This is a genomic window from Mesorhizobium sp. M0701, from assembly GCF_040320365.1.
In the GTDB taxonomy this organism is placed as follows: domain Bacteria; phylum Pseudomonadota; class Alphaproteobacteria; order Rhizobiales; family Rhizobiaceae; genus Mesorhizobium.
Genome location: NZ_JAMYPO010000049.1, coordinates 1 through 23448, shown reverse-complemented (window position 1 = coordinate 23448; position 23448 = coordinate 1). Strand labels below are relative to the sequence as shown.

Annotated in this window: 29 protein-coding genes; 16 read left to right on the top strand and 13 right to left on the bottom strand. The window is 62.2% G+C overall.

What is annotated here, in order from left to right; genetic code table 11:
* Position 1 precedes the first annotated feature (1 nt).
* Positions 2-814, bottom strand: coding sequence for a VOC family protein (locus tag NKI24_RS30490; RefSeq protein ID WP_352449405.1), 813 nt, complete (start codon positions 812-814; stop codon positions 2-4).
* A gap of 271 nt (positions 815-1085) precedes the next feature.
* On the opposite strand from NKI24_RS30490, the gene NKI24_RS30485 reads away from it, so the two are divergent.
* Complete coding sequence (locus NKI24_RS30485) at positions 1086-1634, top strand: RBBP9/YdeN family alpha/beta hydrolase (RefSeq protein WP_352449439.1); 549 nt, start codon at positions 1086-1088, stop codon at positions 1632-1634.
* Positions 1635-1731: 97 nt separating this feature from the next.
* Here NKI24_RS30485 and NKI24_RS30480 read toward each other — a convergent pair whose 3' ends face one another.
* Positions 1732-2505 (bottom strand): HpcH/HpaI aldolase family protein, encoded by a 774-nt coding sequence (locus NKI24_RS30480; RefSeq protein ID WP_352750204.1) that lies wholly within the window; start codon positions 2503-2505, stop codon positions 1732-1734.
* Positions 2506-2625: 120 nt separating this feature from the next.
* Complete coding sequence (locus tag NKI24_RS30475) at positions 2626-2946, bottom strand: DUF1476 domain-containing protein (protein WP_254817651.1); 321 nt, start codon at positions 2944-2946, stop codon at positions 2626-2628.
* A 270-nt stretch (positions 2947-3216) separates the two neighbouring features.
* On the opposite strand from NKI24_RS30475, the gene purC reads away from it, so the two are divergent.
* Genes purC through NKI24_RS30445 form a run of 6 tightly spaced genes read left to right on the top strand, consistent with a single transcriptional unit; the run spans position 3217 to position 6720 of the window.
* Complete coding sequence (gene purC / locus NKI24_RS30470) at positions 3217-4011, top strand: phosphoribosylaminoimidazolesuccinocarboxamide synthase (RefSeq protein ID WP_023674725.1); 795 nt, start codon at positions 3217-3219, stop codon at positions 4009-4011.
* A gap of 40 nt (positions 4012-4051) precedes the next feature.
* Positions 4052-4294, top strand: a complete 243-nt coding sequence (gene purS / locus NKI24_RS30465; protein ID WP_352541430.1) for a phosphoribosylformylglycinamidine synthase subunit PurS — start codon at positions 4052-4054, stop codon at positions 4292-4294.
* 1 nt (position 4295) lies between these two features.
* Complete coding sequence (purQ, locus tag NKI24_RS30460; RefSeq protein ID WP_352750203.1) at positions 4296-4964, top strand: phosphoribosylformylglycinamidine synthase subunit PurQ; 669 nt, start codon at positions 4296-4298, stop codon at positions 4962-4964.
* 31 nt (positions 4965-4995) lie between these two features.
* Positions 4996-5661 (top strand): glutathione S-transferase family protein, encoded by a 666-nt coding sequence (locus NKI24_RS30455; protein WP_352474653.1) that lies wholly within the window; start codon positions 4996-4998, stop codon positions 5659-5661.
* A gap of 2 nt (positions 5662-5663) precedes the next feature.
* Positions 5664-6074, top strand: coding sequence for a hypothetical protein (locus NKI24_RS30450; RefSeq protein WP_352474652.1), 411 nt, complete (start codon positions 5664-5666; stop codon positions 6072-6074).
* Between the two features lie 4 nt (positions 6075-6078).
* Complete coding sequence (locus NKI24_RS30445; protein ID WP_352501588.1) at positions 6079-6720, top strand: Pr6Pr family membrane protein; 642 nt, start codon at positions 6079-6081, stop codon at positions 6718-6720.
* 14 nt (positions 6721-6734) lie between these two features.
* Here NKI24_RS30445 and NKI24_RS30440 read toward each other — a convergent pair whose 3' ends face one another.
* Positions 6735-6986, bottom strand: a complete 252-nt coding sequence (locus tag NKI24_RS30440; protein WP_352637823.1) for a DUF1127 domain-containing protein — start codon at positions 6984-6986, stop codon at positions 6735-6737.
* Positions 6987-7079: 93 nt separating this feature from the next.
* On the opposite strand from NKI24_RS30440, the gene NKI24_RS30435 reads away from it, so the two are divergent.
* The 4 genes from NKI24_RS30435 to NKI24_RS30420 all read left to right on the top strand — a co-directional run bounded on the left by NKI24_RS30435 (position 7080) and on the right by NKI24_RS30420 (position 11969).
* Entirely contained in the window at positions 7080-8492 is a 1413-nt protein-coding gene (locus tag NKI24_RS30435; protein WP_352750202.1) for an aminotransferase-like domain-containing protein, read from the top strand.
* Between the two features lie 148 nt (positions 8493-8640).
* Positions 8641-10878: a phosphoribosylformylglycinamidine synthase subunit PurL gene (gene purL, locus NKI24_RS30430; RefSeq protein ID WP_352750201.1), complete on the top strand. Its 2238-nt coding sequence runs from the start codon at positions 8641-8643 to the stop codon at positions 10876-10878.
* A 102-nt stretch (positions 10879-10980) separates the two neighbouring features.
* Positions 10981-11214: a BolA/IbaG family iron-sulfur metabolism protein gene (locus tag NKI24_RS30425; protein WP_023674714.1), complete on the top strand. Its 234-nt coding sequence runs from the start codon at positions 10981-10983 to the stop codon at positions 11212-11214.
* 20 nt (positions 11215-11234) lie between these two features.
* Complete coding sequence (locus NKI24_RS30420; protein WP_352541435.1) at positions 11235-11969, top strand: class I SAM-dependent methyltransferase; 735 nt, start codon at positions 11235-11237, stop codon at positions 11967-11969.
* 2 nt (positions 11970-11971) lie between these two features.
* Here the strand turns inward: NKI24_RS30420 and NKI24_RS30415 are convergent, their stop codons facing one another.
* Positions 11972-12766, bottom strand: coding sequence for a phosphodiester glycosidase family protein (locus tag NKI24_RS30415; protein WP_352474643.1), 795 nt, complete (start codon positions 12764-12766; stop codon positions 11972-11974).
* A 162-nt stretch (positions 12767-12928) separates the two neighbouring features.
* Between NKI24_RS30415 and grxD the strand changes: the two genes are divergently transcribed.
* Positions 12929-13264: a Grx4 family monothiol glutaredoxin gene (grxD, locus tag NKI24_RS30410; protein WP_023674712.1), complete on the top strand. Its 336-nt coding sequence runs from the start codon at positions 12929-12931 to the stop codon at positions 13262-13264.
* A 207-nt stretch (positions 13265-13471) separates the two neighbouring features.
* The gene (locus tag NKI24_RS30405; protein ID WP_502893744.1) at positions 13472-14671 is read left to right on the top strand and encodes a multidrug effflux MFS transporter; all 1200 of its coding nucleotides are present in this window, start codon (positions 13472-13474) and stop codon (positions 14669-14671) included.
* 19 nt (positions 14672-14690) lie between these two features.
* Here NKI24_RS30405 and NKI24_RS30400 read toward each other — a convergent pair whose 3' ends face one another.
* The 4 genes from NKI24_RS30400 to rpsD form a co-directional block, all read right to left on the bottom strand.
* Positions 14691-15098, bottom strand: coding sequence for a UCP034077 family protein (locus tag NKI24_RS30400; protein WP_352474640.1), 408 nt, complete (start codon positions 15096-15098; stop codon positions 14691-14693).
* A 49-nt stretch (positions 15099-15147) separates the two neighbouring features.
* Complete coding sequence (locus NKI24_RS30395; RefSeq protein ID WP_352646828.1) at positions 15148-15975, bottom strand: inositol monophosphatase family protein; 828 nt, start codon at positions 15973-15975, stop codon at positions 15148-15150.
* Positions 15965-16852, bottom strand: a complete 888-nt coding sequence (ttcA, locus tag NKI24_RS30390; protein WP_352474638.1) for a tRNA 2-thiocytidine(32) synthetase TtcA — start codon at positions 16850-16852, stop codon at positions 15965-15967. Before ttcA ends, NKI24_RS30395 begins: the two co-directional genes overlap by 11 nt.
* 154 nt (positions 16853-17006) lie before the next feature.
* Complete coding sequence (gene rpsD, locus NKI24_RS30385; protein ID WP_023717376.1) at positions 17007-17624, bottom strand: 30S ribosomal protein S4; 618 nt, start codon at positions 17622-17624, stop codon at positions 17007-17009.
* Between the two features lie 379 nt (positions 17625-18003).
* On the opposite strand from rpsD, the gene NKI24_RS30380 reads away from it, so the two are divergent.
* Positions 18004-18216, top strand: a complete 213-nt coding sequence (locus tag NKI24_RS30380) for a hypothetical protein (protein WP_023674706.1) — start codon at positions 18004-18006, stop codon at positions 18214-18216.
* Positions 18217-18306: 90 nt separating this feature from the next.
* On the opposite strand, the gene NKI24_RS30375 is transcribed toward NKI24_RS30380, so the two are convergent.
* From NKI24_RS30375 to NKI24_RS30360, 4 genes are all read right to left on the bottom strand, one after another.
* Complete coding sequence (locus tag NKI24_RS30375) at positions 18307-18495, bottom strand: DUF3008 family protein (protein ID WP_023674705.1); 189 nt, start codon at positions 18493-18495, stop codon at positions 18307-18309.
* A gap of 76 nt (positions 18496-18571) precedes the next feature.
* Complete coding sequence (gene murI / locus NKI24_RS30370) at positions 18572-19384, bottom strand: glutamate racemase (RefSeq protein ID WP_352474637.1); 813 nt, start codon at positions 19382-19384, stop codon at positions 18572-18574.
* Between the two features lie 157 nt (positions 19385-19541).
* Complete coding sequence (locus tag NKI24_RS30365; RefSeq protein WP_352750200.1) at positions 19542-20186, bottom strand: DUF805 domain-containing protein; 645 nt, start codon at positions 20184-20186, stop codon at positions 19542-19544.
* Positions 20187-20266: 80 nt separating this feature from the next.
* Complete coding sequence (locus NKI24_RS30360) at positions 20267-21133, bottom strand: RNA methyltransferase (protein WP_352750199.1); 867 nt, start codon at positions 21131-21133, stop codon at positions 20267-20269.
* A gap of 206 nt (positions 21134-21339) precedes the next feature.
* Here NKI24_RS30360 and NKI24_RS30355 point away from each other — a divergent pair, with 206 nt between their 5' ends.
* The gene (locus NKI24_RS30355; protein ID WP_292659842.1) at positions 21340-22551 is read left to right on the top strand and encodes an NADP-dependent isocitrate dehydrogenase; all 1212 of its coding nucleotides are present in this window, start codon (positions 21340-21342) and stop codon (positions 22549-22551) included.
* Positions 22552-22562: 11 nt separating this feature from the next.
* Positions 22563-23189, top strand: a complete 627-nt coding sequence (locus tag NKI24_RS30350; protein ID WP_352745698.1) for a glutathione S-transferase family protein — start codon at positions 22563-22565, stop codon at positions 23187-23189.
* Positions 23190-23448 lie beyond the last annotated feature (259 nt).

The window sequence follows — 23448 nt, the reverse complement described above, 5'->3', positions numbered from 1 at the left end:
CCTACGCCTTACCGGGAACCGTCCTTATTACCGTGCCCCACGGATCCTCGCGGGTGGTCTCGCTTGCGGCATTGTCCGAGCGCATCTCGACCCAGGCCAAGCCGGAGCGGGCGGGATCGCGGCGACCGGCGCCCGCGCTCTGCCACGCATTTGCGCCAATGTGGTGATGATAGCCGCCGGACGACAGGAACACCGCCGCGCCACCGTACTTTGCCACTGTGTCGAAACCGAACTCCTGATGCCACCATGCTTCGGCTTCTTCCGGCCTGCCGACCCGCAAATGGACGTGGCCGATAATGCTGTTTTCCGGCGCGCCCTGCCAGCCGGTGTCGCCGGCCGGCACCTCGGCAACGACCGACGGAATGTTCAGCCGCTCCGTCGCCATCGCTATCTTGTCACCGTTCCATTTCCAGTCCTGCGGACTGCGGTCGGCATAGATCTCGATGCCGTTGCCTTCCGGATCGGTTAGGTAAAGAGCCTCGCTGACCAGGTGGTCGGATGCGCCCTCGATGCCGATCTTGTTGGCGATGGCATGGTTGATCCAGCGGCCGAGATCGGCCCGGCTGGGTAGCAGGAAGGCGGTGTGGAAAAGACCGGCGCTGCGCGGGTCATCGGGTTTCGCGGCCGGATCCGCTTCGATGTCGAGCAAAGGGCGATTGACTGCGCCGAGCGTAATCGTGCCGCCGGCGCGGCTCAGTTCCTGCAAACCGACGACTTTGCGATAGTAGGCAGCGAGATTGTCTGCATCGCGCGCCCGCAAGCCGACGCGGGCAACGCTGACCGGGGTCGTCGCGGCAAAAGGCAGTTCGCTCATCAAAGTGCTCCGTTCAGGCGGCGCTCGACAAGCTTCCAACAGAGCAATCCGGCGCCATCAATCATTCTACGCCATGTCCGTGCCAAAATCTCGGAACAGCCATTCTTTCCTGGCGACAGATCGTTGATCGCGATCGTTCACACAAGAGCGCAAGAAGCGAACAGGGTGTTCACAATAGCGAGCAGAACCGGGCTCGTGAGCGGCCGTTTGCGTGTCGCTGTTGAGTTCATACCCGGTTGCACCCGACAGCGCCTCTCGCTACATGCGCGCCATGAAAGTCAAGGAAGCAGATATTCTCATCGTGCCGGGCTACACCAATTCCGGCCCCGATCATTGGCAGAGCCGCTGGCAGTCGAAACTATCGACAGCGCGCCGCGTCGAACAGGCGGAATGGTCGAAGCCGGTGCGCGAGGATTGGACGGCCGGTGTCGCCAAGGCGGTTAACGAGGCCGAGCGGCCGGTCGTCATCGTCGCCCATTCGCTTGGCGTCGCGGCGGTCATTCAAGCATTGCCTCGGTTCGAGAGGCCGGTCGCCGGCGCTTTCTTCGTGGCGCCGCCCGATGTCGCCAATCCAGAGATAAAGCCGAGGCACCTGATGACCTTCGGCCCCTATCCGCGCGACCCGCTGCCGTTTCCGTCGGTGGTGATCGCCAGCCGCAACGACCCGTTCTGCGCCTTCGGCGTCGCCGAGGACATTGCCGCGGCGTGGGGCTCGCTGTTCATCGACGCCGGGGATGCCGGTCATCTCAACACGGATTCCGGCTTCGGCCCCTGGCCTGAAGGCTCGATGACGTTCGCGAAATTCCTGACGGATCTCTAGAGCGGTTCACCGTTTCACGGAACGGCGAACCGCTCTATCTCTTTGTTTTGACGCAATTCCGGACGGAAAACCGTTTCACACTTTTCCTGGATTTGCTCTAGGAAGCGATCGAATCCCTGACGCTGTTCAGCAGGGTCTTTGCCCCAAGCGAAATCAGCGAATGCTCGGAACCCATCGCCAGCAGCCGGTAACCCATCGACACCACGCGACCGGCGATGGCCGGTTCCATCACATAGATCGCCGCATGCTTGCCGGCTTTGCGGGTGCGGTCGGCGATCGAGGCGACGGTCTCCATCATGCTCTCCAGCGTCGAACTGACGGTGGTCCCCTTCGACCAGGCGATCGAGAAATCCGACGGGCCGAGGAAGATCCCGTCGATACCCGGCGTGTCGAGAATGCCGTCGAGTGCATCAAGCGCGGCGCGCGTTTCGACCATGGCGAACGCCATGGTGCGCTGGTTGCTGTCGCGCAGCCAGTCGGCATAATCGCCCTTGCCATGGCGCGGAAAAGCATAGGTGGGACCCCAGGAGCGCTCGCCGAGCGGCGGGTATTTCATGGCGGCGGCAAACAGCTTTGCGTCCGCCACTGAATTCACCATCGGCGCAATCACAGCCTCGGCGCCGAAGTCGAGCGCGCGGCTGGCCATGTCGAAGCGGCCGACCGGGATGCGCACCAAAGCCGGCTTGTTGGCGGCCAGCACCGGCACAAGCCCGCGCAGCACGCTGTCCTCGTGATGGCCCCCATGCTGCATGTCGAGCGTAACCGCGTCGAACCCTTGCCTGGCCAGTATCTCGACCGTCAAGGCATCCGGCACGCCGGACCATGCGGTGAACAGCGTCTCGTCGACCGCAAGGCGTGACTTCAGGGACATTGGCGATTTCCTCTTTGCTTGCAGCAATTCAGCCGGAAATGACCGCAAAGGCAAAGAAAAACCGCGCGGTTAGGCCGGGCGGTCGATTGGTCCAGCATTCGATCGGTACCGGCTGAAAAATCAGGTGTTCTTGATCTGCTCGATCGCCTGCGCCATCAATTCATCCATGGTGCGGCGGATCTGATGGTCCGACTGGTCGATGCCCGCCGCATCGAAATCCTTGCGTATCTTGCGGAAAACGTCGTGATCGCCGGCTTCCTCGATGTCGCTGACGACCACTTCCCTGGCATAAGCGTCGGCATCGGTGCCGGATTTGCCGAGCTTTTCGGCAGCCCACAGGCCGAGCGCTCTGTTGCGGCGTGCCGCAGCCTTGAACCGAAGTTCCTCGTCGAATGCGAATTTGCGCTCAAAGCCCTCTTCGCGGTCTTTCATGCTGCTCATGGCATCCCTCCGTGAAATCCGATTCGTTGTGCCAATATGTGTTGCCGGAGCACAAACCAAAAGGGCGCGGGCCGGTCAATATGCTACATTGCTTGCTGCGCTGCGGCATTTCGGTGCCCGAAAGCGGTTGATTGAAAGGATTTGCCGATTGAGCAAACAGTGCGATTGGGATAGACACCGGCATTGAACCCCACCGTCGCCATCTTATTTTAGGCAGACGGACAGGAACTGGTCGCTTGCCGCCTGCCCGCAAATCCAGAGAAAAATCAGATGAAAAATCGCCGCCGCATTTATGAAGGCAAGGCCAAGATCCTTTATGAGGGACCGGAGCCTGGCACGCTGATCCAGTTCTTCAAGGACGACGCTACCGCTTTCAACAAGAAGAAGCATGAAATCGTCGATGGCAAAGGCGTGCTCAACAACCGCATTTCCGAGCACATCTTCAACCACCTCAACCGGATGGGCATTCCGACGCACTTCATCCGCCGGCTCAACATGCGCGAGCAGTTGATCAAGGAAGTCGAGATCATCCCGCTCGAAGTGGTGGTGCGCAACGTCGCCGCCGGCTCGCTGGCCAAGCGCCTGGGCATCGAGGAAGGCACCGTGCTGCCGCGCTCGATCATCGAATTCTATTACAAGGCCGATGCACTCGACGATCCGATGGTATCGGAAGAGCACATCACCGCCTTCGGCTGGGCGAGCCCACAGGAGATCGACGATGTCATGGCGCTGGCCATTCGCGTCAACGACTTCCTTTCCGGCCTGTTCATGGGCGTCGGCATCCAGTTGGTCGATTTCAAGATCGAATGCGGCCGCCTGTTCGAAGGCGACATGATGCGCATCGTCGTCGCCGACGAGATTTCGCCGGATTCCTGCCGGCTGTGGGACGTGGCGACGCAGGACAAGCTCGACAAGGACCGCTTCCGCCGCGACATGGGCGGGCTGGTCGAAGCTTATCAGGAAGTTGCCCGCCGACTCGGCATCATGAACGAGAACGAGCCGCCGCGCCCAGCCGGGCCGGTGCTCGTCGCATCGACCGACGGTGTCAAAGGCAAGCCGCACTGATGGCTTGCCCGCTCAACAGATGAACAGGAACATGTCCAGCGTGATCAAGGCCCGCATTACCGTAACCCTCAAGAACGGCGTGCTAGACCCACAAGGCAAGGCAATCGAGCATGCGCTGTCCGCAATGGGTTTCGGCGGCATCGGCCAGGTGCGGCAAGGCAAAGTTTTTGATATCGAACTTGCCGAGAGCGACAAGGCCAAGGCCGAAGCGGATCTGAAAGCCATGTGCGACAAGCTTCTGGCGAATACGGTGATTGAGAATTACGCGGTGGAGATCGCCTGAGGTGAAATCAGCCGTCGTCCTGCTCCCCGGCCTCAATCGCGACCGCGACATGATCGCGGCGCTGACCAAGATTTCCGGCACGCCGCCGGTCACCGTCTGGCAGACCGACACCGAAATTCCCGATGTCGACCTGATCGCCATTCCCGGCGGCTTTTCCTTTGGCGATTATCTGCGCTGCGGCGCCATTGCCGCGCGCATGCCGGTAATGCGGGCTGTCGCCGAAAAGGCGGCCAAGGGCGTCATGGTCATCGGCGTCTGCAACGGCTTCCAGATCCTGGTCGAGGCAGGCCTGCTGCCGGGCGCATTGATGCGAAACACCTCGCTGAAATTCGTCTGCCGGCAAGTCAAGCTGCAGATTGCTAATGCCAACACGATGTTTACCCGCCGCTATCAGCCGGGCCAGGTCATCCGCGCGCCGGTGGCGCACCATGACGGCAATTATTTCGCCGATGCCGAAACGCTGGCCCGCCTCGAAGGCGAAGGCCAGGTGGTGTTCCGCTATGCCGAAGGCACCAATCCCAACGGCTCGATCAACGACATTGCCGGCATCGTCAACGGCCGCGGCAACGTGCTCGGCCTGATGCCGCATCCCGAGAACCTGATCGAAGCGGCGCATGGCGGCAGCGACGGCCGGGCGCTGTTCGAAAGCGCGCTGGGCATCGCCGCTTGATACCTTCAATTTTCCTCCTGGAGCCACGGTCATGAAACTCTATTCGCGGCCGTTGTCGCCCTATTCGTCGATCGTGCGGGCGTTGGCCTACATCAAGAACGTGCCGCTCAAGCTCATTGCACCGCCGCCGGGGTTTCCCATCCCCGAGGCGTTTCGTGCCATCTCGCCGTTGAACCGGATTCCGGTGCTGATCACCGGCTCCGGCGAAACGATCGTCGAATCGGTGGTCATCGCCGAATATCTGGAGGAGCGCTTTCCCGAGCCGGCGCTGCTGCCGAGGGACTCGAAGGACCGGGCGCTGGTGCGCATGTTCGCCCGCATCACCGACCTCGACGTGCTCGCCCCGACCATGAAGCTGTTCGAGCTCCATTTCGTGCCGCAGCGCAACGAGGCGGAGATCAAGGCACAGTTCGCCCGATTGCATCACGGGCTCGCGGCAATCGAGGCGCGCATGGCGCATGGCCCGTTCGCGCTCGGCGACGACATCTCCTTCGCCGATGCCTGGCTGACGCCGACCCGCTTCGTCTTCAACAATTTCAGGGCGACGATCGGCCGCCCCGACCTGCTTGATGGCTATCCGAAATTCGATGCCTATGAGCAAATCGCCCTGCAGCATCCGGCGCTGTCGCGCGTCTGGGGTGAGATGACAGACGGTCTGAAGGTGTTTCTGTCCGAACTCGAGATGGGCGCCGCTTGACCATGCGATCGACACTCGCCCGCCTCGCCCTCGCCGCTTCCGCCGGTCTTGTACTCGCCTCCTGCCAGTCAGGCCCGAAGAGCGCGCCGGCGCCGGCGGGCAAGAGCGCGTCACTGCTTGCCATGGAGCAGGTGGCAATAGCTGCCCACAAATGCTGGATCGCCAGCAAGGACCCTGCCTTCAAATCGTACCAGATGGCCAACGAGCTGAATTCGTTCAGCGGCACGCCGCGCTTCCTGCTGGTGCCGGCCAAACATTATGGTGGAAAGCCGTTGCTGGTCGTGCAGGCGCAAGGCAATTCGAGCCGCGTCGACGTGTTCGGCCCATTGATGGCGGAACCGCTCGGCGCCCGCATCGGCTCGGACATTGCCCGCTGGCAGGCGGGCAATCCGGCCTGCGGCGCTGCTGCCTAGCCCAATGGGTCGCGTGCTGCAGATCGCCGGTCTGGTCGTCGGCCTGGCCGGGCTCGTCCTGCAGCTCTGCATCACCGTCCCGGCATCAATGGAAGCCGGCCGCGGCTTTGCCGGCTCGCTGGTCTTCTATTTCAGCTTCTTCACCATCCTGACCAACATCGGCGCGGTGCTCGTCCATGCCTCGTTGCTGTCGTCGACGGGTTATGCATGGTTTCCGGCCTTTTCCGCGCCACGGATGCGGGCGGGCGTAGCCGTCGCCATAACGCTGGTCCTCATCGTTTATGCAACGGTCCTGGCGCAGCTTTGGCAGCCGCAAGGGCTGTTCCTGCTCTGCGATGTGCTCCTGCACTATGTGACGCCGGTGTTGTTCGTGCTGTGGTGGCTTGTGGCAGGCGCCGACGGCTCGACGCGGTGGCGCGACATCTCCTGGTGGATGATCTATCCGATCGCCTATCTGGCCTACGCGCTGCTGCGGGCGCCGATTGCCGGTGAAGTGCCCTACCCGTTCCTCGATCTCGCCAAGAACGGCGCGACCAGCGTCGCCGTCTCGGCTCTGGCCATCACCGGGCTCTTTCTGATGCTATGCATTGTGGCGGTGCTTGTGGACCACGGTGTCACGCGGATCAGGGCGGCGGGCGTCCGCTAAAGCGCTCGAACGCATCAGTCCCAGAACGGCCTCAGACCTTCACGATGGGCATCGCAGCGCGAAATGCCGATGTCCTTGAGCTGGGCGTCGGTCATCTCGAGCAGGACCAGCCGGCTGCGCCGGCGATCCATTAACCCGTCAATCCACCTCGCGAAGGATCTGAGCGTACGCACCAGCCGACTGACATAGGTTGGCCTGCCCGGCGGGCGCGCCACCTGCACCTGCAATTCAACTGCGGCGTAGCGGATTGTCTCTATTGTACCCATTTTCTTTCTGCCAAGATTGCAATTGTGCCCTTTTGTATTGCCCGTTTCATATGTATTGACTCTCACTTCGGTGCAATGTAGAAAATTGTCACCATGACAACTTGGCTTCCAGACCTTACCGGCGGCACTGGCCCGCTCTATCAGCGGCTTGCCGCATCCATCGAGACGGACATCGACCGCGGCTTGATCGGTGCAGGGGCAAAGCTGCCGCCGCAGCGCGATCTGGCATACGACATCGGCACGACCGTCGGCACGGTCGGCAGGGCCTATCAATTGCTGCGCGAGCGGGGACTGGTCAGCGGCGAGGTCGGCCGCGGAACCTATGTTCTCGCTCAACGGTCGGAGAGCGCAAAGGCGGATTTCCTGGGGCCGGTCGAACAAGGCACGCGCTATATGGATGCGCCCGGCGACAAGCTGCGCTTCGATAGCACCGCCGCACCGGATGTCGGCCAGGGTGCCATCGTCGCCGACGTGTTGACACGCACGGCGCAAGACCATCCGCATGAGATTTCAAGCTATACTCGTGATTTCCCGGACCGCTGGTTCGAAGCGGGCAGGCGCTGGCTGTCGCGCAATTCCTATCGCCCGGCGGCGGATGCAATCGTTCCCACGCTCGGCACCCACGCCGCGGTGATGGCAACCATTGCGGGGCTCACCGCCCCCGGCGACTATGTCGTCTTCGAGCACCTCACCTATTCGCAGATCTCGCGCAGTGCCGGCCTGATCGGTCGCCGGACCGCACTGGTGGCGACTGACGACGAGGGCATCGATCCCCAGGATTTCGAGCGCGTCTGTGCGCAAAAGCACCCGAAAATGATGTTTTTGATGCCGACGGCCAAGAACCCGACACTGACAACGCTGTCGGCATCGCGCCGCGAGGCAATCGCGCATGTCGCCCGTCAATATAACGTCGTCCTGATCGAGGACGATCTCTATGGCGGACTGACCGATGACCCAACGCCTTTAATGGCCGAATATGCTCCCGAACGGACCATCGTTGCCGGCGGCCTGTCGAAATCGGTTGCGGCGGGTGTTCGCGGCGGCTGGCTCGCTTGCCCGCCGGCCTATCGTCACCGCATCCGGGTTGCCCACAAGATGATGACGGGCGGCCTGCCCTTTCTGCTGGCGGAGGTGGGCAGCCGGCTGGTGCTGTCCGGTCAGGCCGCTGAGGTGCGCAAGCGCAGCATTGCCGAGATCGGTGCGCGCATCGCGATCGTGCGCGAGACACTCGACGGCTTCGATTTCAAGGCGCTGGATAACGTGCCGTTCGTCTGGCTCACTTTGCCGGACCCATGGCTTTCCGGCACTTTCAAGCAGGCCTGCCTCGAGCATGGCGTGCTCATTGACGACGAGGACGAGTTCAAGGCAGGGCGTTCCGAACAGGCCTTTCACGGCGTACGGTTTGGCATCTCCCAGCCGCGGCAGCGGGACGATATCGCGCACGGCGTCGCGGTAATCCGGCGGCTTCTGGACGAGGGCCGCGCCGGCTACGACAGCTTTTCTTGAACCGGCTTGAAACCGGCGGGTCGAGTGGCGATCTTTCGCTACTTGCGGTCAGCTGTTGCTTTCCATCGTTTTGGTCATCCAACGGGGTGTATCGGCTGCAACGCTTGCGATAAGACGGGACTCGATCCCAAGGACACAATTGCCGATCATGACCATTTCCAATTCCGTGCCGATCACTCCTGAACTCATTGCCGCTCACGGGCTGAAGCCCGACGAGTACCAGCGCATCCTCGACCTGGTCGGGCGCGAACCGAGCTTTACCGAACTTGGTATTTTTTCGGCGATGTGGAACGAGCATTGTTCCTACAAATCCTCGAAGAAGTGGCTGCGCACGCTGCCGACCACCGGGCCGCAAGTCATCCAGGGCCCGGGCGAGAATGCCGGCGTGGTCGACATCGGCGACGGCGACTGCGTCGTCTTCAAGATGGAGAGCCATAACCACCCCTCCTATATCGAGCCCTATCAGGGAGCTGCGACCGGCGTCGGCGGCATCCTGCGCGATGTCTTCACCATGGGCGCGCGGCCGATCGCGGCGATGAACGCGCTACGCTTCGGCGCGCCGGACCATCCCAAAACCAGGCACCTCGTTGCCGGCGTCGTTTCCGGCGTCGGCGGCTATGGCAATTCCTTCGGCGTGCCGACGGTCGGCGGCGAGGTCAATTTCGACGCCCGCTACAATGGCAACATCCTGGTCAATGCCTTTGCGGCGGGGCTTGCCAAGACTGATGCGATCTTCCTGTCGGAAGCCAAGGGTGTTGGCCTGCCGGTGGTCTATCTCGGCGCCAAGACCGGGCGCGACGGTGTCGGCGGCGCCACCATGGCCTCGGCCGAGTTCGACGACAAGATCGACGAGAAGCGGCCCACCGTGCAGGTTGGCGATCCGTTCACCGAAAAATGCCTGCTCGAAGCCTGCCTCGAACTGATGGCGTCCGGCGCCGTTATCGCCATCCAGGACATGGGTGCCGCCGGCCTCACCTGCTCGGCAGTCGAAATGGGCGCCAAGGGCGACCTCGGCATCGAGCTCGATCTCGACAAGGTGCCGGTGCGTGAAGAGCGCATGAGCGCCTATGAGATGATGCTTTCGGAGAGCCAAGAGCGCATGCTAATGGTGCTGCGCCCCGAAAAGGAAAAACAGGCCGAGGCGATCTTCCACAAATGGGGCCTCGACTTTGCCATCGTCGGCAAGACCACCGACGATCTGCGCTTTCGCGTGCTGCATCAGGGCGACGAGGTTGCCAATCTGCCGATCAAGGATCTCGGCGACCAGGCGCCGGAATATGACCGTCCCTGGGTCGAGCCGAAGAAGCCGGCGCCGCTGGCCGGCGATGCACCGCAAGCCGACGTGGCCGAGGCCTTGCTCAAGCTGCTGGGCGGACCAGACCTGTCCTCGCGCCGCTGGGTGTGGGAGCAGTACGACACGCTGATCCAAGGTAATTCGCTGCAGCTTCCCGGCGGCGACGCCGGTGTCGTGCGCGTCGACGGCCACCCGACCAAGGCGCTCGCCTTCTCCTCCGACGTGACGCCGCGCTATTGCGAAGCCGACCCTTACGAGGGCGGCAAGCAGGCGGTTGCCGAATGCTGGCGCAATCTTACCGCCACCGGTGCTCTGCCGCTCGCGGCCACCGACAACCTCAATTTCGGCAATCCGGAACGGCCAGAGATCATGGGCCAGCTGGTTGGTGCTGTGAAAGGCATCGGCGATGCCTGCCGGGCGCTTGGCTTTCCGATCGTCTCCGGCAACGTCTCCCTCTATAATGAGACCAACGGACAGGGCATCCTGCCGACACCGACCATCGGCGGCGTCGGTCTGATTGCCGACTGGTCGAAAATGGTGCGCATCGGCTTTGCCGCCGAAGACCAGATGATCGTGCTGGTCGGCGCGCCGACGATATGGGGCTCGCATCTTGGCCAGTCGGTCTATATGCGCGACATCTTTGGCCGCGCCGACGGCCCGCCGCCGCCGGTCGATCTCGGCCACGAGAAGCGGGTCGGCGACCATGTGCGGGCACTGATCGCCTCCGGTGTCGTTACCGCGGCGCACGACGTTTCCGATGGCGGCATCGCGGTAGCGCTGGCCGAGATGGCGATGGCCTCCGGCATCGGCGCGACCATCCCCGGCCTGATCGGCACAGATCCAATCCCCGTCTGGTTCGGCGAGGACCAGGGCCGTTATCTGCTGACGCTGTCGATCGACCCGCAGAGCGAACAATGGGACGCCATTCGCGAACAACAAAACAAGCTCGGCGTTTTTGCGCCGTGGATCGGCTCGACCGGCGGCAGCGACCTGAAGCTGGGCGAGGCGCGTGCGATACCGGTCAGCGAATTGACCGCCGCCCACGAATCCTGGTTCCCTCGCTTCATGGCAAATGAGGTCGTGGACCCGTGACGTGATCGAGTGGGCCCTTTCCCTGTGGTTCATCCGCCATTTCGACCATATCTACATGTCGACCATATCTATGAGATCACGACCTGAACAAGGAATCCTCACATGGCAATGGACGCCCACGACATCGAACGGCTGATCAAGGAAGGCATCCCCGACGCCAAGGTGACGATTCGCGACCTGGCCGGCGACGGCGACCATTATGCGGCTGAGGTTGTGGCCGAAAGCTTTCGCGGGAAAAGCCGGGTCCAGCAGCACCAGATGGTCTATGACGCGCTGAAGGGCAATATGGGCGGCGTGTTGCACGCGCTTGCCCTGCAGACCAGCGTGCCGGACTAATTCTACGCAAGCGGGAAGTCATGGCCAAAGGCGACAGCGATCCGGTTGCAGTCAGTGCCTATGCTTCCTTCGCCGAGCGCTATGACGCGCTGGCGCCGATCAAGCCGCACAACGCCCTTTATGAACGGCCAGCCTCGCTGGAGTTGCTGGGCGACGTGACGGGTCTGAACATACTGGACGCCGGTTGCGGCTCCGGTATCTGCTCGGAAAAGCTGGCTGGCTCAGGTGCGCGGGTAAGTGCCTTCGACATTACGCCGGAAATGCTGGCTCTGGCACGTCAGCGATGCGCTGGGCTCGATGTCGATATCCGGCTTGGCAACCTCGAAAGGGCTCTCGACTGGCTCGCGGATGGCAGTTTCGACCGAATACTTTGCTCGCTGGCGCTCGACTATGTCGAAAAACTGGAGCCGGTATTCGCTGAGTTTCATCGCGTGGCCTGCCCGGGCGGCTGGCTGGTGTTCTCTATGGGCCATCCAATGCGCGACTGGCAGGACACGCGCACGCGCGGGACGAAAACCTATTTTGAAACGAATCGCTGGGGCATGTATTGGGGAGGTTTTGGGGAGCCCAAGCCCTATGTCGAATCCTATCGCAGGCCGCTCGGCGATATCCTCAACGGGCTTGCCGACACAGGCTGGACGCTCGATCGTTTCGTCGAGCCGGTTCCCGCGCCCGAGATGGAAATGGTCGACTCCAGGCATTTTGCCGAACTGAGTTTGGCGCCGGCATTCATATGCGTACGTGCGCATAAATAAATTCACCTTTTCGCCGACACGGCGATGATCGGCCCGACCGGATAGCTTCCACCCACAATCATCCGCTCGCCGTTCGACAGCGCCGAAACGACCCCGTCGAAGAAAAGCGCGTTGGGACAATTGAGCGCATCTCGAAACAGTCGCGCGAAGCTGCCGAGGCTGACCTCAGAGCGCGAGATCGCCAGCACGACAGTGTTTTCGTCACGCACGCCGATGCCATTGCGGATATAGCGCGATGTGCCGTTTTGCTCGAAGCGGGGATGAAGCCGGCCGTCGATCACCAGCATCGGGCCGGATTGCGTGGCAAACATCACGTCCAGTCTGGTCGCAGCATAGGCGCTTGTCTCCATGACCGCCGCCTTGCCGTCCTTCCGGACCAGGAAGACGCCATTCGGTTTCAGGAAGAAATTCCCTTCGCTGTCGGCGACGTTGATCGGCGCCTTCTCCCGGCCGTCTTCGACGAGAAGGCCGACCGGAGTCAGGTCTTGGTGATACATGCCGGCGTTCATGGCGAGCAGCACCGGCCGGCCATGATCCGCCATCGCCTTGTCGAATTTGTCCAGTGAACCGAAAGCCTTGCCGTCAAGGCCTGCATGGAACACACCGATGTCATAGTGGCGCAGATCGATTTCGCAGACGACATAGGCGACCGCCTCGAAGCTCGCGTCGCGGCACGGCGCCGGTAATTCACCGCCGACGACGAGAGATGGCTGTCTCGGCGACCTGGCCCACCAGATCAAGGACAGTGCGGCGAACAGAACGGCGAGGAGGAACCCGGCGAGATATCGTCTTTTCATCGCGCCTCGGGAAAGATGGTGGCCAACGCTCTTGGCCCAAGATCAGAGTTCCTTTGCGCCATTTGCATGGCAAGGCGGCAAACATCTTGTTTCGCGCAACCCATGGGTTTATTTGAAGGGTAATGTTCGAGCCTGACTCCCACAGGCATGAAAGGGTATTCCATGAGCGGCATCAACGACTACATCGACAATGAAGTGAAGGGCAACGACGTCGTTCTCTTCATGAAGGGCACGCCCGGCTTCCCGCAATGCGGATTTTCCGGCCAGGTCGTGCAGATCCTCGACTATATCGGCGCCGACTATAAGGGCGTCGACGTGCTGACGTCGGCCGAACTGCGGCAAGGCATCAAGGACTATTCCAACTGGCCGACCATCCCGCAGCTCTACGTCAAGGGCGAGTTCGTCGGCGGCTGCGACATCATCCGCGAGATGTTCCAGGCGGGCGAATTGCAGACCTTCCTCGTCGAAAAGGGCGTCAGCGTCAAAGGCGCCGCCTGACTTCTGTTTCTGCGTATGACCTTCCGCCTGCGATTTTCGGGGGTCATGCGCTAAGCGCCGGGGCAGCCCCCACCTTGGCAAAAAGTTCTGCCCGCTATCGGGCAATCAACGAATGGATGCGTCGGCCAGCCGGCGCATTTTCGTTTGAGGATCGGACTGGCCTTGGATCAGCAAGCACAAGCGCAGCAAAAGGCAAGCACCTTGCCCATTCCGCGCTGGGAATTCATTGCGCTGTGCGCGGCGCTGATGGCGCTCAATTCGCTGGCAATCGACATTATTTTGCCGGCGCTGCAGCAGATCGGCGCTTCGCTTGGCATCGAAAATGAAAACCACCGGCAATATGTTGTCACCGCCTATATCCTTGGCTTTGGCGGCGGACAGCTGTTCTTCGGGCCGATCTCGGACCGCTTCGGGCGCCGCGCGCCGCTTGTCGCAGGGCTGGTGATCTACGTCCTGGCGGCCGGCGCTGCGGCAATCGCCCCGTCATTCGCCACGCTTCTGCTATGCCGGGCGGTGCAAGGCATCGGCGCGGCGGCGACGCGCGTCATTGCCGTCTCGATCGTGCGCGATACGTTCGACGGAAGGCGCATGGCCGAAGTCATGTCCTTGATCTTCATGGTGTTCATGGCCATTCCGGTGGTGGCGCCCGGTATCGGCCAGTTCATCATGCTGTTTGCGACCTGGCATGTGATCTTCGTCACCATGGCAGCCGGCGCGCTGATCGTGTCCGCCTGGTCGCTGCTGCGCCTGCCCGAGACACTACACCCCGAATATCGCCGGCCGCTGACGCTGTCCTCCATCATCGGCGGCTTCCGCATCGTTCTCACCAACCGCATCGCGCTCTGCTATGCCTTCGCCAGCACCTTCATCTTCGGCGCCATGTTCGGCTTCATCGCCTCGGCCCAGCAGATCTATGTCAGCGTGTTCAATGTCGGCGAGATGTTCCCCGTCATCTTCGCGGGGGTTGCCGGCGTACTTGCTTTTTCGAACTACCTCAACTCGCGCCTCGTCGGCCGCATCGGCATGCGCCGTCTGTCGCAAAGCGCACTGCTGCTGTTTCTGGCCATCAGCCTTGCCTGGCTGGTCGTTTCCATCGAAATAAAGATGCCGCTCTGGCTCTTCATTACCTTCTTTGCCTGCGCCATGGTCCCGTTCGGCGCGCTTGGCGCGAACTTCAACGCGCTTGCCATGGAGCCGCTGGGGCACCTGGCCGGCACTGCATCGTCGATCCTTGGGTTCATGCAGACATTTCTTGGCGGCATTCTCGGCACGCTGATCGGCCAAGCCTTCAACGGCACGGTGACGCCGCTGGCCGCCGGGTTCTGCAGCGTGTCGGTGGCGGCGCTGCTGATGATCCTGCTGGCCGAGCGCGGCAGACTGTTCCAGCCGCATAACCCGCCGGTCTAATGCACATTGCCGGGCGCGCCTAGGATGCACCCTCACTGACCGCGGTGAAGCGTGGGAACAGCGTACGTCCTGCGATTGCTCCACCCATGCTGTCCGAAACGGGCAGTGGGAGAGCCTTGTCGAGCGCCTCGAGGACGGAAGCCACGAAGGCCCGATTGAGTGGACCATCGTCCCCTAGATGGGAATAAGTGGCGCGCGGTTTGCCGATAAGCGTGCCGTTTCGGCGAATTGAGAACTGCAGTGTCAGGGTCATGCCCGCGGTTCCGCGCGGCGGCTTCCAACAGGCGAAGATCGCGGAGAACATCTCGTCTATGGTGTCGACGGAGTCGGGACTGCGACATGCGCGTTCCCCAGCGCTTGCTTCATTGACACCGGCAACCAAGGCAAGGGCAAAGGCCGTTGCAACAATTGCGGACCGAGGTTTCATTCGAGATCTCCGGTTTCGCACAAGATTGGACAACTTTGGCAGCGAAGAGCTATTCTGCCCAGAGCTCGCGGCGCAGCTCCCGCCAGCTCTCCCGGTCCGGCGCGACCAGCAGGCCACCCCCGACATGCGACGGCAGATAGGCGCTGCCGTCGAAGCGCGCGGCATGGCCGCCGGCCTCCGCATGGATCAGCACGCCGGCCAGGTGGTCCCAAGGCATCAGCTTGTTGTAAACGACGAAATGGCCGTGGCCACTGGCCAGCAGGCGGTATTCGTGGGCGGCGCAGCGATAATTGAACTGCGATAGCGACTTGGTCTGGTTGCGCGCCAAACGTGAGCGGTCCGGCTCGGGCACGTAGTGCCATGAGACCGCACCGGTCATTTCCGACATCGGCGCCGGTTTGGCGACATGGACCTTTTCCAGATTGCCATGGGCATGGCGGATATGGCTGCCGGCGCCACTAACGCCGATCAGCCAATCCTTGCCGACGGGATCGTGAATGATGCCGACGACCGTCTCGCCCTTGACCACGACGCCAAGCATGACGCCGAACAGCGGCACGCCGGAGGCGAAGTTGAAGGTGCCGTCGACCGGGTCGATGACGAAGGCGAGTTCGGCATCGCCGAGACCGTCGAGCAGCGTCGGGTCGTCGGAGCAGGCCTCCTCGCCGACGATCATTGCGTGGGGATAACGCTGGCGCAGCCTGGCGGTGATGAGCCGTTCGGCATTGACGTCGGCCTCGGTGACGAGATCGGCGGCCGAGGTCTTGCGACGGACGTCGCCCTCGCTCAACCGGCGAAAGCGCGGCATGATCTCGGCGACGGCGGCTTCCGACAGAAGGTCTGCAAGCCAGTCGATCGCGCTATCGTCAAATGTCATCGGGACGCCTGGTGGTGAGGGTTTCGTTGAGGGCGGCGAAATCGAACAGCTTCCTGTCGAGCAGATGCGAACGCCGCACATTGGTCATGGCGCGGATCATCGTGTCCTTGCGGCCGGGCATGCGCTTCTCGATGTCGTCGAGCATCGCCTTCATGGCGTTGCGCTGCAGGCCTTCCTGGCTACCGCACAGATCGCACGGAATGATCGGGAACTTCATGGCGCCGGCGAATTTCTCGAGATCGGCTTCCGCACAATAGGCGAGCGGCCGCAGCACCATGACATCGCCTTCGTCGTTGAGCAGCTTCGGCGGCATGGCGGCGAGGCGTCCGCCATGGAACAGGTTCATGAAGAAGGTTTCCAGTATGTCCTCGCGGTGATGACCGAGCACCAGCGCCGAGCACCCCTCCTCGCGGGCAATGCGATAGAGATGGCCGCGCCGCAGCCGCGAGCACAGCGAGCAATAGGTGCTGCCCTCGGCCAGCTTGTCAGTGACCACCGAATAGGTGTCCTGATATTCGATGCGATGCGGAATGGCATATCTATCGAGATAATCGGGCAATATGTGCTTGGGAAAGTTCGGCTGGCCCTGGTCGAGATTGCAGGCCAACAGCTCGACCGGCAGCAGCCCGCGCCATTTGAGATCGAGCAGCACGGCAAGCAGGCCGTAGGAATCCTTGCCGCCCGACAGAGCGATCAGCCAACGGTCGCCGGGTCTCACCATGGCGAAATCGTCGATCGCCTGGCGGGCAAGCCGCAACAGCCGCTTGCGCAGCTTGTTGAACTCGACGGAGGACGGCACATCGGCAAACAGCGGATGAAAGCCGCCTTCGGTATCGGCGACCGGTTCGAGTGTTTCGGCGTCTGGCAGCATATTCATGGCGCGTCGGCCCCAAGATCCTGTTGCCGCCCGCAGTAGCGCATCGGACCGAAAACCGAAATCGATTTCGGAATCACGCCGCGGAAAAGGAAACGAAAAAAGAAAAGGCCGCCTCGACGGGCGGCCTTCGATTGTATCGCGACGAACGCGCCGATCAGCGCGAATAGAATTCGACGACCAGGTTCGGTTCCATCTGCACGGCAAACGGAACGTCCGCCAGGCCGGGGATGCGCGTGAAAGCCGCGGTCATCTTGTTGTGATCGGCCTCGATGTAATCGGGCACGTCGCGCTCGGCCAGGCCCACCGATTCCAGCACGATGACCAGCTGCTTCGACTTCTCGCGCACTTCGATGACATCGCCCGGCTTGCAGCGGTATGAGCCGATGTTGACGCGCTTGCCGTTGACGTTGACGTGGCCATGATTGACGAACTGGCGCGCCGCAAAGATGGTCGGCACGAACTTGGCGCGATAGACGACTGCGTCGAGGCGCGATTCGAGCAGGCCGATCAGGTTCTCCGAGGTGTCGCCCTTGCGGCGGTCCGCCTCTTCATAGACCTTGCGGAACTGCTTTTCCGACACGTCGCCATAGTGGCCCTTCAGCTTCTGCTTGGCGCGCAGCTGCAGGCCGAAATCGGAAAGCTTGCCCTTGCGGCGCTGGCCATGCTGGCCGGGGCCGTATTCACGCTTGTTGACCGGGGACTTCGGGCGGCCCCAGATGTTTTCGCCAAGACGGCGGTCGATCTTGTACTTCGCGGATTCGCGCTTGCTCATCGCATTCCCCTTCAAAACAACACACCCGGAACCTCATGGTCCGGGCGAAGGAAACGCGCCCTCCTCTGGCCTCCGTTTTCGAGACCTGACAGGGTTTTCCACGCAACGCGACGGAAAACCCACGGGACACGTCATTTCAAACAAGACATAGGGAAAGTAAACCGGCTTCCCAAACGTCTTGCACACATAAAGAAAACCACCGGGCATTGCGGCCCGGTGTTGGTGGGCTGGTTAAACGGAGATTTAACCGCTGTCAAGCTTCCGGCTGGCGCGAATCGCCGAACCGGATAGTGTTACGGTTGTAGAACGTGCCGGATGTGGCGGGAGGTTGCGCCAGCGGCATCAGGAAGGGACTGAAATCAGAGGAGCTGGAATTCGCATGAAGAAGTTCTTCCTTACGTTGGTAGGCGCCGCGGTGATGGCCGGCACGATGGCGGTCGCGCCCGAGCCGGCGCAGGCCCGGCATTGGCATGGGCACAGGCATCACCAGGTCTGCCGCATCGTGGTCAAGAAGAAGGTGGTGTGGCGCCACGGTCATCGCAAGGTGATCCGCTACAAAGTGCGGCGCTGCGGGTGGGGCTGGAACTGGTAATTTTCGTCCTCGCCCGTTGAGACTTCATGGCCCGCGGCTCAGCCGCGGGCCTTTTATTGACCGGCATCCGCCGTCAGAATGGCCAGTCGATCAGTGTTTCGACTTCTTTTCCGGCAGGCCCTTGCGCTTGGTCTCGGCGAATTCCTCGAGCTGTTTTTCGCTCATGGATTTATACATTCCCTTCGACGCGCCTTTGAGCGCGCCCTTCTTGGTCTCGCCGCGCTTGGCTGACAATGCCGCGCCGGCCGCTTTCTGCTGGGCTTTTGAGGTGGCTGGCATGATGGTTTCTCCCGTTTCCAATGAGAGGAAAACGCATTGTCCGGTGTGATGTTCCCAAAGCAAAAATTGCCTGCGATCAGGATATCGCCAGGCCAAATCCCTGCATCAGCCGGCGCGTCGGAAAATCGGCGCTGTTCGAGGTGAAGAATGCAAGGTCGGCGCCTTCCGGCAGTGCCTCTCTGCGATAGCGGGCCTCGGTATCGGCAAGCAGCGACAGCGCCCGGCGTGCGATCGCCTCGGCCGGGTCGAGCCAGTCGACCGGCCACGGTGCTGTCTTGCGCATGCGGTTGGCCAAAAACGGATAATGGGTGCAGGCAAGCACGACGATGTCGGTGCGCAGCCCGTCATGCTCGACGAAGCACGGCGCGATCTCGGCGCGCACGGCGTCCTCGTCGACAAAACCATCGCGCATATAGGCTTCGGCCAATGCAGCCAGCCTGTCGCTGCCGACCAGGCGGACGTGGCATTTCTGCGCCCATTTGCTGATCAGGTCGCGCGTGTACTGGCGCTTGACGGTGCCGGGCGTCGCCAGCACCGAAACCAGGCCCGAGCGCGTGCGTTCCGCCGCCGGCTTGATGGCCGGCACGGTGCCGACGAAAGGGTGGCCGGGAAACCGCTCGCGCAAGGCATCGATGACCAGTGTCGAGGCGGTGTTGCAGGCGATGACCGAAATGGCCGGCGAAAACCGGTCGAGCAGCCTGGCGAACAACTCCAGGATATGTGTTCTCAGCGCCGGTTCCTCCCAGCCGCCGAAGGGGAACGCCGCGTCGTCGGCGACATAGATGAAGCGGCGGTCAGGCATCAGCACGCGCGCCTCACGCAGCACGGTGAGGCCGCCAATGCCGGAATCGAACATCAGGATCGGACGGGCGCTCGATGGATCGGTCATTGTCATTGAGTCACTAAGGGCTGGGAATCACTAAGGGCTGGGAATCACAAACGAGATCACGAGGGAAGGCCCGGCCCATGCTTTCTGCTTCGGCCAATGATGCTTTATCCCGGCCGCTTCTATGTGGAACCATCATGGCCTTGATGCGGCGAGCCGGTCACACAAGGCCGCGCTTGCCGAAGCCGCCGGGCCGCGGCCGGCCGTTCGCCGGAGATGCAGGTTGAGATGCAGGGTGGTTCGACGGCACCGGCGCGGCCCGCGTGGCGTAGGCTGGAGCCAGGGCCGTCGCGCCGGCGGCTGACGCTGAATGGAGCGCGGCGGCGCCGCGCAGCGGCCCGGGCGGGTCGAAATCGTCGAAACTCAGGGATGACGCCATATCCGCAGAGCCACCGCCCGCCGGCTTGCCCGCCAAGATGACGGCCCACAGCCCGACAAGAGCCAATCCCAGCAGGTTAAGGCCGGAATGCGAATCTTCGCCGTCGAATTTTACGACAAGAACAGTGCCGGCCTGCAGGATCGCGAACAGCGTCGAGAACACGATATACGACCAAAGGATCCAACCCGACCCTTGCGCGTCGCGGCTTCGACGCCAGGCGAAATTCGCGCGGAACAGAACGATCACCAGCGAGGTAACGAGAACAGCCGCGGCCAGCCCTTCCCTGGAAGGACCGGGTTTCGAATTGGCCAAACCCTCGAAGCCGACGGTCCCCACGACGCACAGCACGAATGTCACGATTTCCGCAACCAGCAAGGCCGCGGAATAGAAGAAAAAGCGAAGACGCCCGATATTTGAATTGAACATCGAAAGGATCCATCGTTTTCCAGACAATGGATCACACCAAATAACATTCGGTTACTGGTGAGGTATGGGTCGTTCCGAGGCTAGTCTTTGTCTGTCGCCCTGCCAGCGCGCCGGGCCGCCGCCGGGAGCCGCCTTGGATCGTCGCCGGGCGATCCGTCGCCGCGCGGCATGGCCGGCGAGAACCTGTCCAGCGATGATAGTATGCCGCGCAGCACCTTGAGCTCCGGCTCAGCAAAGCCGGGGCGGGTCAGCACTGCACGCAAATTGTCGACCATCTTCGGCTTCTTCGCTGCCGGGCGGAAATAGCCGCGCGCCTCCAGTGCACCTTCCAGATACGCCAACAGGCCGTGCAATTCTTCCTTGGCAGCCGGCGGCATTTCGGGGCCGGAGAAGTTGGTCCTGGTCTCGTCTTCCAGGCCGGACTTCATCCATTCATAGGACATCAGCAGGGCAGCCTGGGCGATGTTGAGCGAGGAGAAGGCTGGATCGACGGGGAAAGTGACGATCTCGTCGGCAAGGCCGACCTCGTCATTATAGAGGCCGAAGCGCTCGCGGCCGAACAGGATGCCGGTGCGCTGGCCGGCCCGCTGCCGCGCGCGCAGCGCCCTGCCCGCCTCGACCGGACCGCGCACCGGCTTGAAATTGTCGCGCGCGCGCGCCGTGGTGGCGAAGACGAAGTTCAAATCGGCAATCGCCGAGGTGAGGTCATCGAACACCGTGACTGCATCGATGACGTGGTCGGCGCGGCTTGCGGCGGCACGCGCCTTCTCGCTCGGCCAGCCGTCGCGCGGATTGACGAGCCGCAGCTCGGTAAGGCCGAAATTGGCCATGGCGCGCGCAACCATGCCGATATTCTCGCCGAGCTGCGGCTCGACCAGGATGATCGCCGGTCCGGACGCTGGAGTTCCGGAGGCAAGAGGGGTGGCGGGATCCTGGGTAGCGGCCATGGTTGTCAGTGAACTGCTGTTTGCGGCATTTCGCAGTCCCCTGCCACATTTGGCGGCGAAAATGAAGCTTTCGCAAGGAATGCCGACACTACGGCGCGGTTCGCCGTTTGCGCGGCCAAAAAGCCTTTGATATACGGGCCGCATCCCAGGGCCGGCAGCCGTGCGGGCAAGGCCGTTCCGTTCCCCAAAAGTGAGGCATTCTTTCCATGGCGAAGATCAAGGTGGCGAACCCGGTCGTCGAACTCGACGGCGACGAGATGACCCGCATCATCTGGCAGTTCATCAAGGACAAGCTGATCCACCCTTATCTCGACCTCAAGCTCGAATATTACGACCTCGGCATCGAGCACCGCGACGCCACCAACGACCAGGTGACCATCGATTCGGCCAATGCCATCAAGAAATACGGCGTCGGCGTGAAATGCGCGACGATCACGCCCGACGAGCAGCGCGTCGAGGAATTCAAGCTGAAAAAGATGTGGAAGTCGCCGAACGGCACCATCCGCAACATCCTCGGCGGCACCATCTTTCGCGAGCCGATCATCATGAAGAACGTGCCGCGGCTGGTGCCCGGCTGGACCAAGCCGATCATCGTCGGCCGCCACGCCTTCGGCGACCAGTACCGCGCCACCGACTTCCGCTTCCCCGGCAAGGGCAAGCTGACAATCAAATTCGTCGGCGAGGACGGCCAGGTGATCGAGCACGATGTGTTCGACGCACCCGGCGCCGGCGTCGCCATGGCCATGTACAATCTCGACGAATCGATCCGCGAATTCGCCCGCGCCTCCCTGAACTATGGGCTGCTGCGCAATTACCCCGTCTACCTCTCGACCAAGAACACCATCCTCAAAGCCTATGACGGCCGCTTCAAGGACATCTTCCAGGAGGTCTACGAGGCGGAGTTCGAAGCAGAATTCAAAGCGAAGAAACTCTGGTACGAGCACCGGCTGATCGACGACATGGTGGCCTCCAGCCTGAAATGGTCGGGTGGCTATGTCTGGGCCTGCAAGAATTATGACGGCGACGTGCAGTCCGACACGGTGGCGCAAGGCTTCGGCTCGCTCGGCCTGATGACCTCGGTGCTGATGACGCCGGACGGCAAGACCGTCGAGGCGGAAGCCGCACACGGCACCGTTACCCGCCACTATCGCCAGCACCAGAAGGGCGAGGAGACCTCGACCAATTCGATCGCCTCGATCTTTGCCTGGACGCGCGGCCTCGCGCACCGCGCCAAGCTCGACGACAATGCCGAACTGAGGCGCTTTGCCGAGACGCTGGAAAGGGTCTGCATCCAGACGGTCGAGTCCGGCTTCATGACCAAGGACCTGTCGCTGCTGATCGGCCCCGACCAGCCATGGCTTTCGACCACCGGCTTCCTCGACAAGATCGACGAGAATTTGCAGAAAGCGATGGCCTGAGCCCAACCGGCATGGGCAAGCCCGTCGTCTACGGCGCGGACTACAGCGTCTATGTGCGCATCGTGCGGCTGGTGCTGGAGGAAAAGGGCGTCGGCTACGAGCTCGTGCCCGTCGACATCTTTGCCGCGGACGGCATTCCCGGCTGGTATTTCGAGCACCAGCCGTTCGGCCGCATCCCGGCCTTCGAGCATGACGGCTTTCGCCTCTACGAGACCGGCGCGATTGCCCGTTATGTCGACGAAGCCTTTGGCGGCCCGGCGCTGCAACCGGTCGAAGCCCGGCCTCGAGCACGCCTGAACCAGATCACCGGCCTGCTCGACGCCTACGCCTACAGGGCCATGGTCTGGGATGTCGCTGTCGAGCGGCTGGAAAAAACGCCGCCCGACGAAGCCGTGATCGCCAACGGGTTGCGGCAGGCGAGAACGGCATTGCAGGCGCTCTCCTCGCTGAAAGCCGAAGGGCCTTGGCTGTTGGGAACGGACCTGACGCTGGCCGACCTGCACGCCGCACCGATCATCGGCTATTTCATCAAGGTCGCCGAGGGACAAGCCCTGCTGGCCGAGTTTGCCGAGATCCGGGATTGGTATGTGCGCATCACTCAACGCGCGAGTTTTGCGAAAACCGAAAAGGCAGGGTGAAACCGCCGCGAGGCGCGGCAACTTCGCACGACCTGGGTTCCTCGCCTCGCTTGCGGGGAGAGCTGGCTCGGCGAAGCCGAGACGGAGAGGGGAAATCGGCGCATTCCTAAAGCGCCTTTTGATTGCGCAGGCCCCCTCTCCGGCCGCTTCGCGGCCACCTCTCCCCCACTTCGTGCTAGGGCATATACACATCTCGCAGAGCCCATCCATCGGCACAGGCACGGAAGTAGGCCAGGCCGTTGTAGAAGGTGATTGGTCC

Excerpts from the sequence above, each read along its gene's own strand:
- NKI24_RS30490 (WP_352449405.1), bottom strand. The coding sequence starts at position 814 with ATGAGCGAACTGCCTTTTGCCGCGACGACCCCGGTCAGCGTTGCCCGC.
- NKI24_RS30485 (WP_352449439.1), top strand. The coding sequence starts at position 1,086 with ATGAAAGTCAAGGAAGCAGATATTCTCATCGTGCCGGGCTACACCAAT.
- NKI24_RS30480 (WP_352750204.1), bottom strand. The coding sequence starts at position 2,505 with ATGTCCCTGAAGTCACGCCTTGCGGTCGACGAGACGCTGTTCACCGCA.
- NKI24_RS30475 (WP_254817651.1), bottom strand. The coding sequence starts at position 2,946 with ATGAGCAGCATGAAAGACCGCGAAGAGGGCTTTGAGCGCAAATTCGCA.
- purC (WP_023674725.1), top strand. The coding sequence starts at position 3,217 with ATGAAAAATCGCCGCCGCATTTATGAAGGCAAGGCCAAGATCCTTTAT.
- NKI24_RS30455 (WP_352474653.1), top strand. The coding sequence starts at position 4,996 with ATGAAACTCTATTCGCGGCCGTTGTCGCCCTATTCGTCGATCGTGCGG.
- NKI24_RS30450 (WP_352474652.1), top strand. The coding sequence starts at position 5,664 with ATGCGATCGACACTCGCCCGCCTCGCCCTCGCCGCTTCCGCCGGTCTT.
- NKI24_RS30445 (WP_352501588.1), top strand. The coding sequence starts at position 6,079 with ATGGGTCGCGTGCTGCAGATCGCCGGTCTGGTCGTCGGCCTGGCCGGG.
- NKI24_RS30440 (WP_352637823.1), bottom strand. The coding sequence starts at position 6,986 with ATGGGTACAATAGAGACAATCCGCTACGCCGCAGTTGAATTGCAGGTG.
- NKI24_RS30435 (WP_352750202.1), top strand. The coding sequence starts at position 7,080 with ATGACAACTTGGCTTCCAGACCTTACCGGCGGCACTGGCCCGCTCTAT.
- purL (WP_352750201.1), top strand. The coding sequence starts at position 8,641 with ATGACCATTTCCAATTCCGTGCCGATCACTCCTGAACTCATTGCCGCT.
- NKI24_RS30425 (WP_023674714.1), top strand. The coding sequence starts at position 10,981 with ATGGCAATGGACGCCCACGACATCGAACGGCTGATCAAGGAAGGCATC.
- NKI24_RS30420 (WP_352541435.1), top strand. The coding sequence starts at position 11,235 with ATGGCCAAAGGCGACAGCGATCCGGTTGCAGTCAGTGCCTATGCTTCC.
- NKI24_RS30415 (WP_352474643.1), bottom strand. The coding sequence starts at position 12,766 with ATGAAAAGACGATATCTCGCCGGGTTCCTCCTCGCCGTTCTGTTCGCC.
- grxD (WP_023674712.1), top strand. The coding sequence starts at position 12,929 with ATGAGCGGCATCAACGACTACATCGACAATGAAGTGAAGGGCAACGAC.
- NKI24_RS30400 (WP_352474640.1), bottom strand. The coding sequence starts at position 15,098 with ATGAAACCTCGGTCCGCAATTGTTGCAACGGCCTTTGCCCTTGCCTTG.
- NKI24_RS30395 (WP_352646828.1), bottom strand. The coding sequence starts at position 15,975 with ATGACATTTGACGATAGCGCGATCGACTGGCTTGCAGACCTTCTGTCG.
- ttcA (WP_352474638.1), bottom strand. The coding sequence starts at position 16,852 with ATGAATATGCTGCCAGACGCCGAAACACTCGAACCGGTCGCCGATACC.
- rpsD (WP_023717376.1), bottom strand. The coding sequence starts at position 17,624 with ATGAGCAAGCGCGAATCCGCGAAGTACAAGATCGACCGCCGTCTTGGC.
- NKI24_RS30380 (WP_023674706.1), top strand. The coding sequence starts at position 18,004 with ATGAAGAAGTTCTTCCTTACGTTGGTAGGCGCCGCGGTGATGGCCGGC.
- NKI24_RS30375 (WP_023674705.1), bottom strand. The coding sequence starts at position 18,495 with ATGCCAGCCACCTCAAAAGCCCAGCAGAAAGCGGCCGGCGCGGCATTG.
- murI (WP_352474637.1), bottom strand. The coding sequence starts at position 19,384 with ATGACCGATCCATCGAGCGCCCGTCCGATCCTGATGTTCGATTCCGGC.
- NKI24_RS30365 (WP_352750200.1), bottom strand. The coding sequence starts at position 20,186 with ATGTTCAATTCAAATATCGGGCGTCTTCGCTTTTTCTTCTATTCCGCG.
- NKI24_RS30360 (WP_352750199.1), bottom strand. The coding sequence starts at position 21,133 with ATGGCCGCTACCCAGGATCCCGCCACCCCTCTTGCCTCCGGAACTCCA.
- NKI24_RS30355 (WP_292659842.1), top strand. The coding sequence starts at position 21,340 with ATGGCGAAGATCAAGGTGGCGAACCCGGTCGTCGAACTCGACGGCGAC.
- NKI24_RS30350 (WP_352745698.1), top strand. The coding sequence starts at position 22,563 with ATGGGCAAGCCCGTCGTCTACGGCGCGGACTACAGCGTCTATGTGCGC.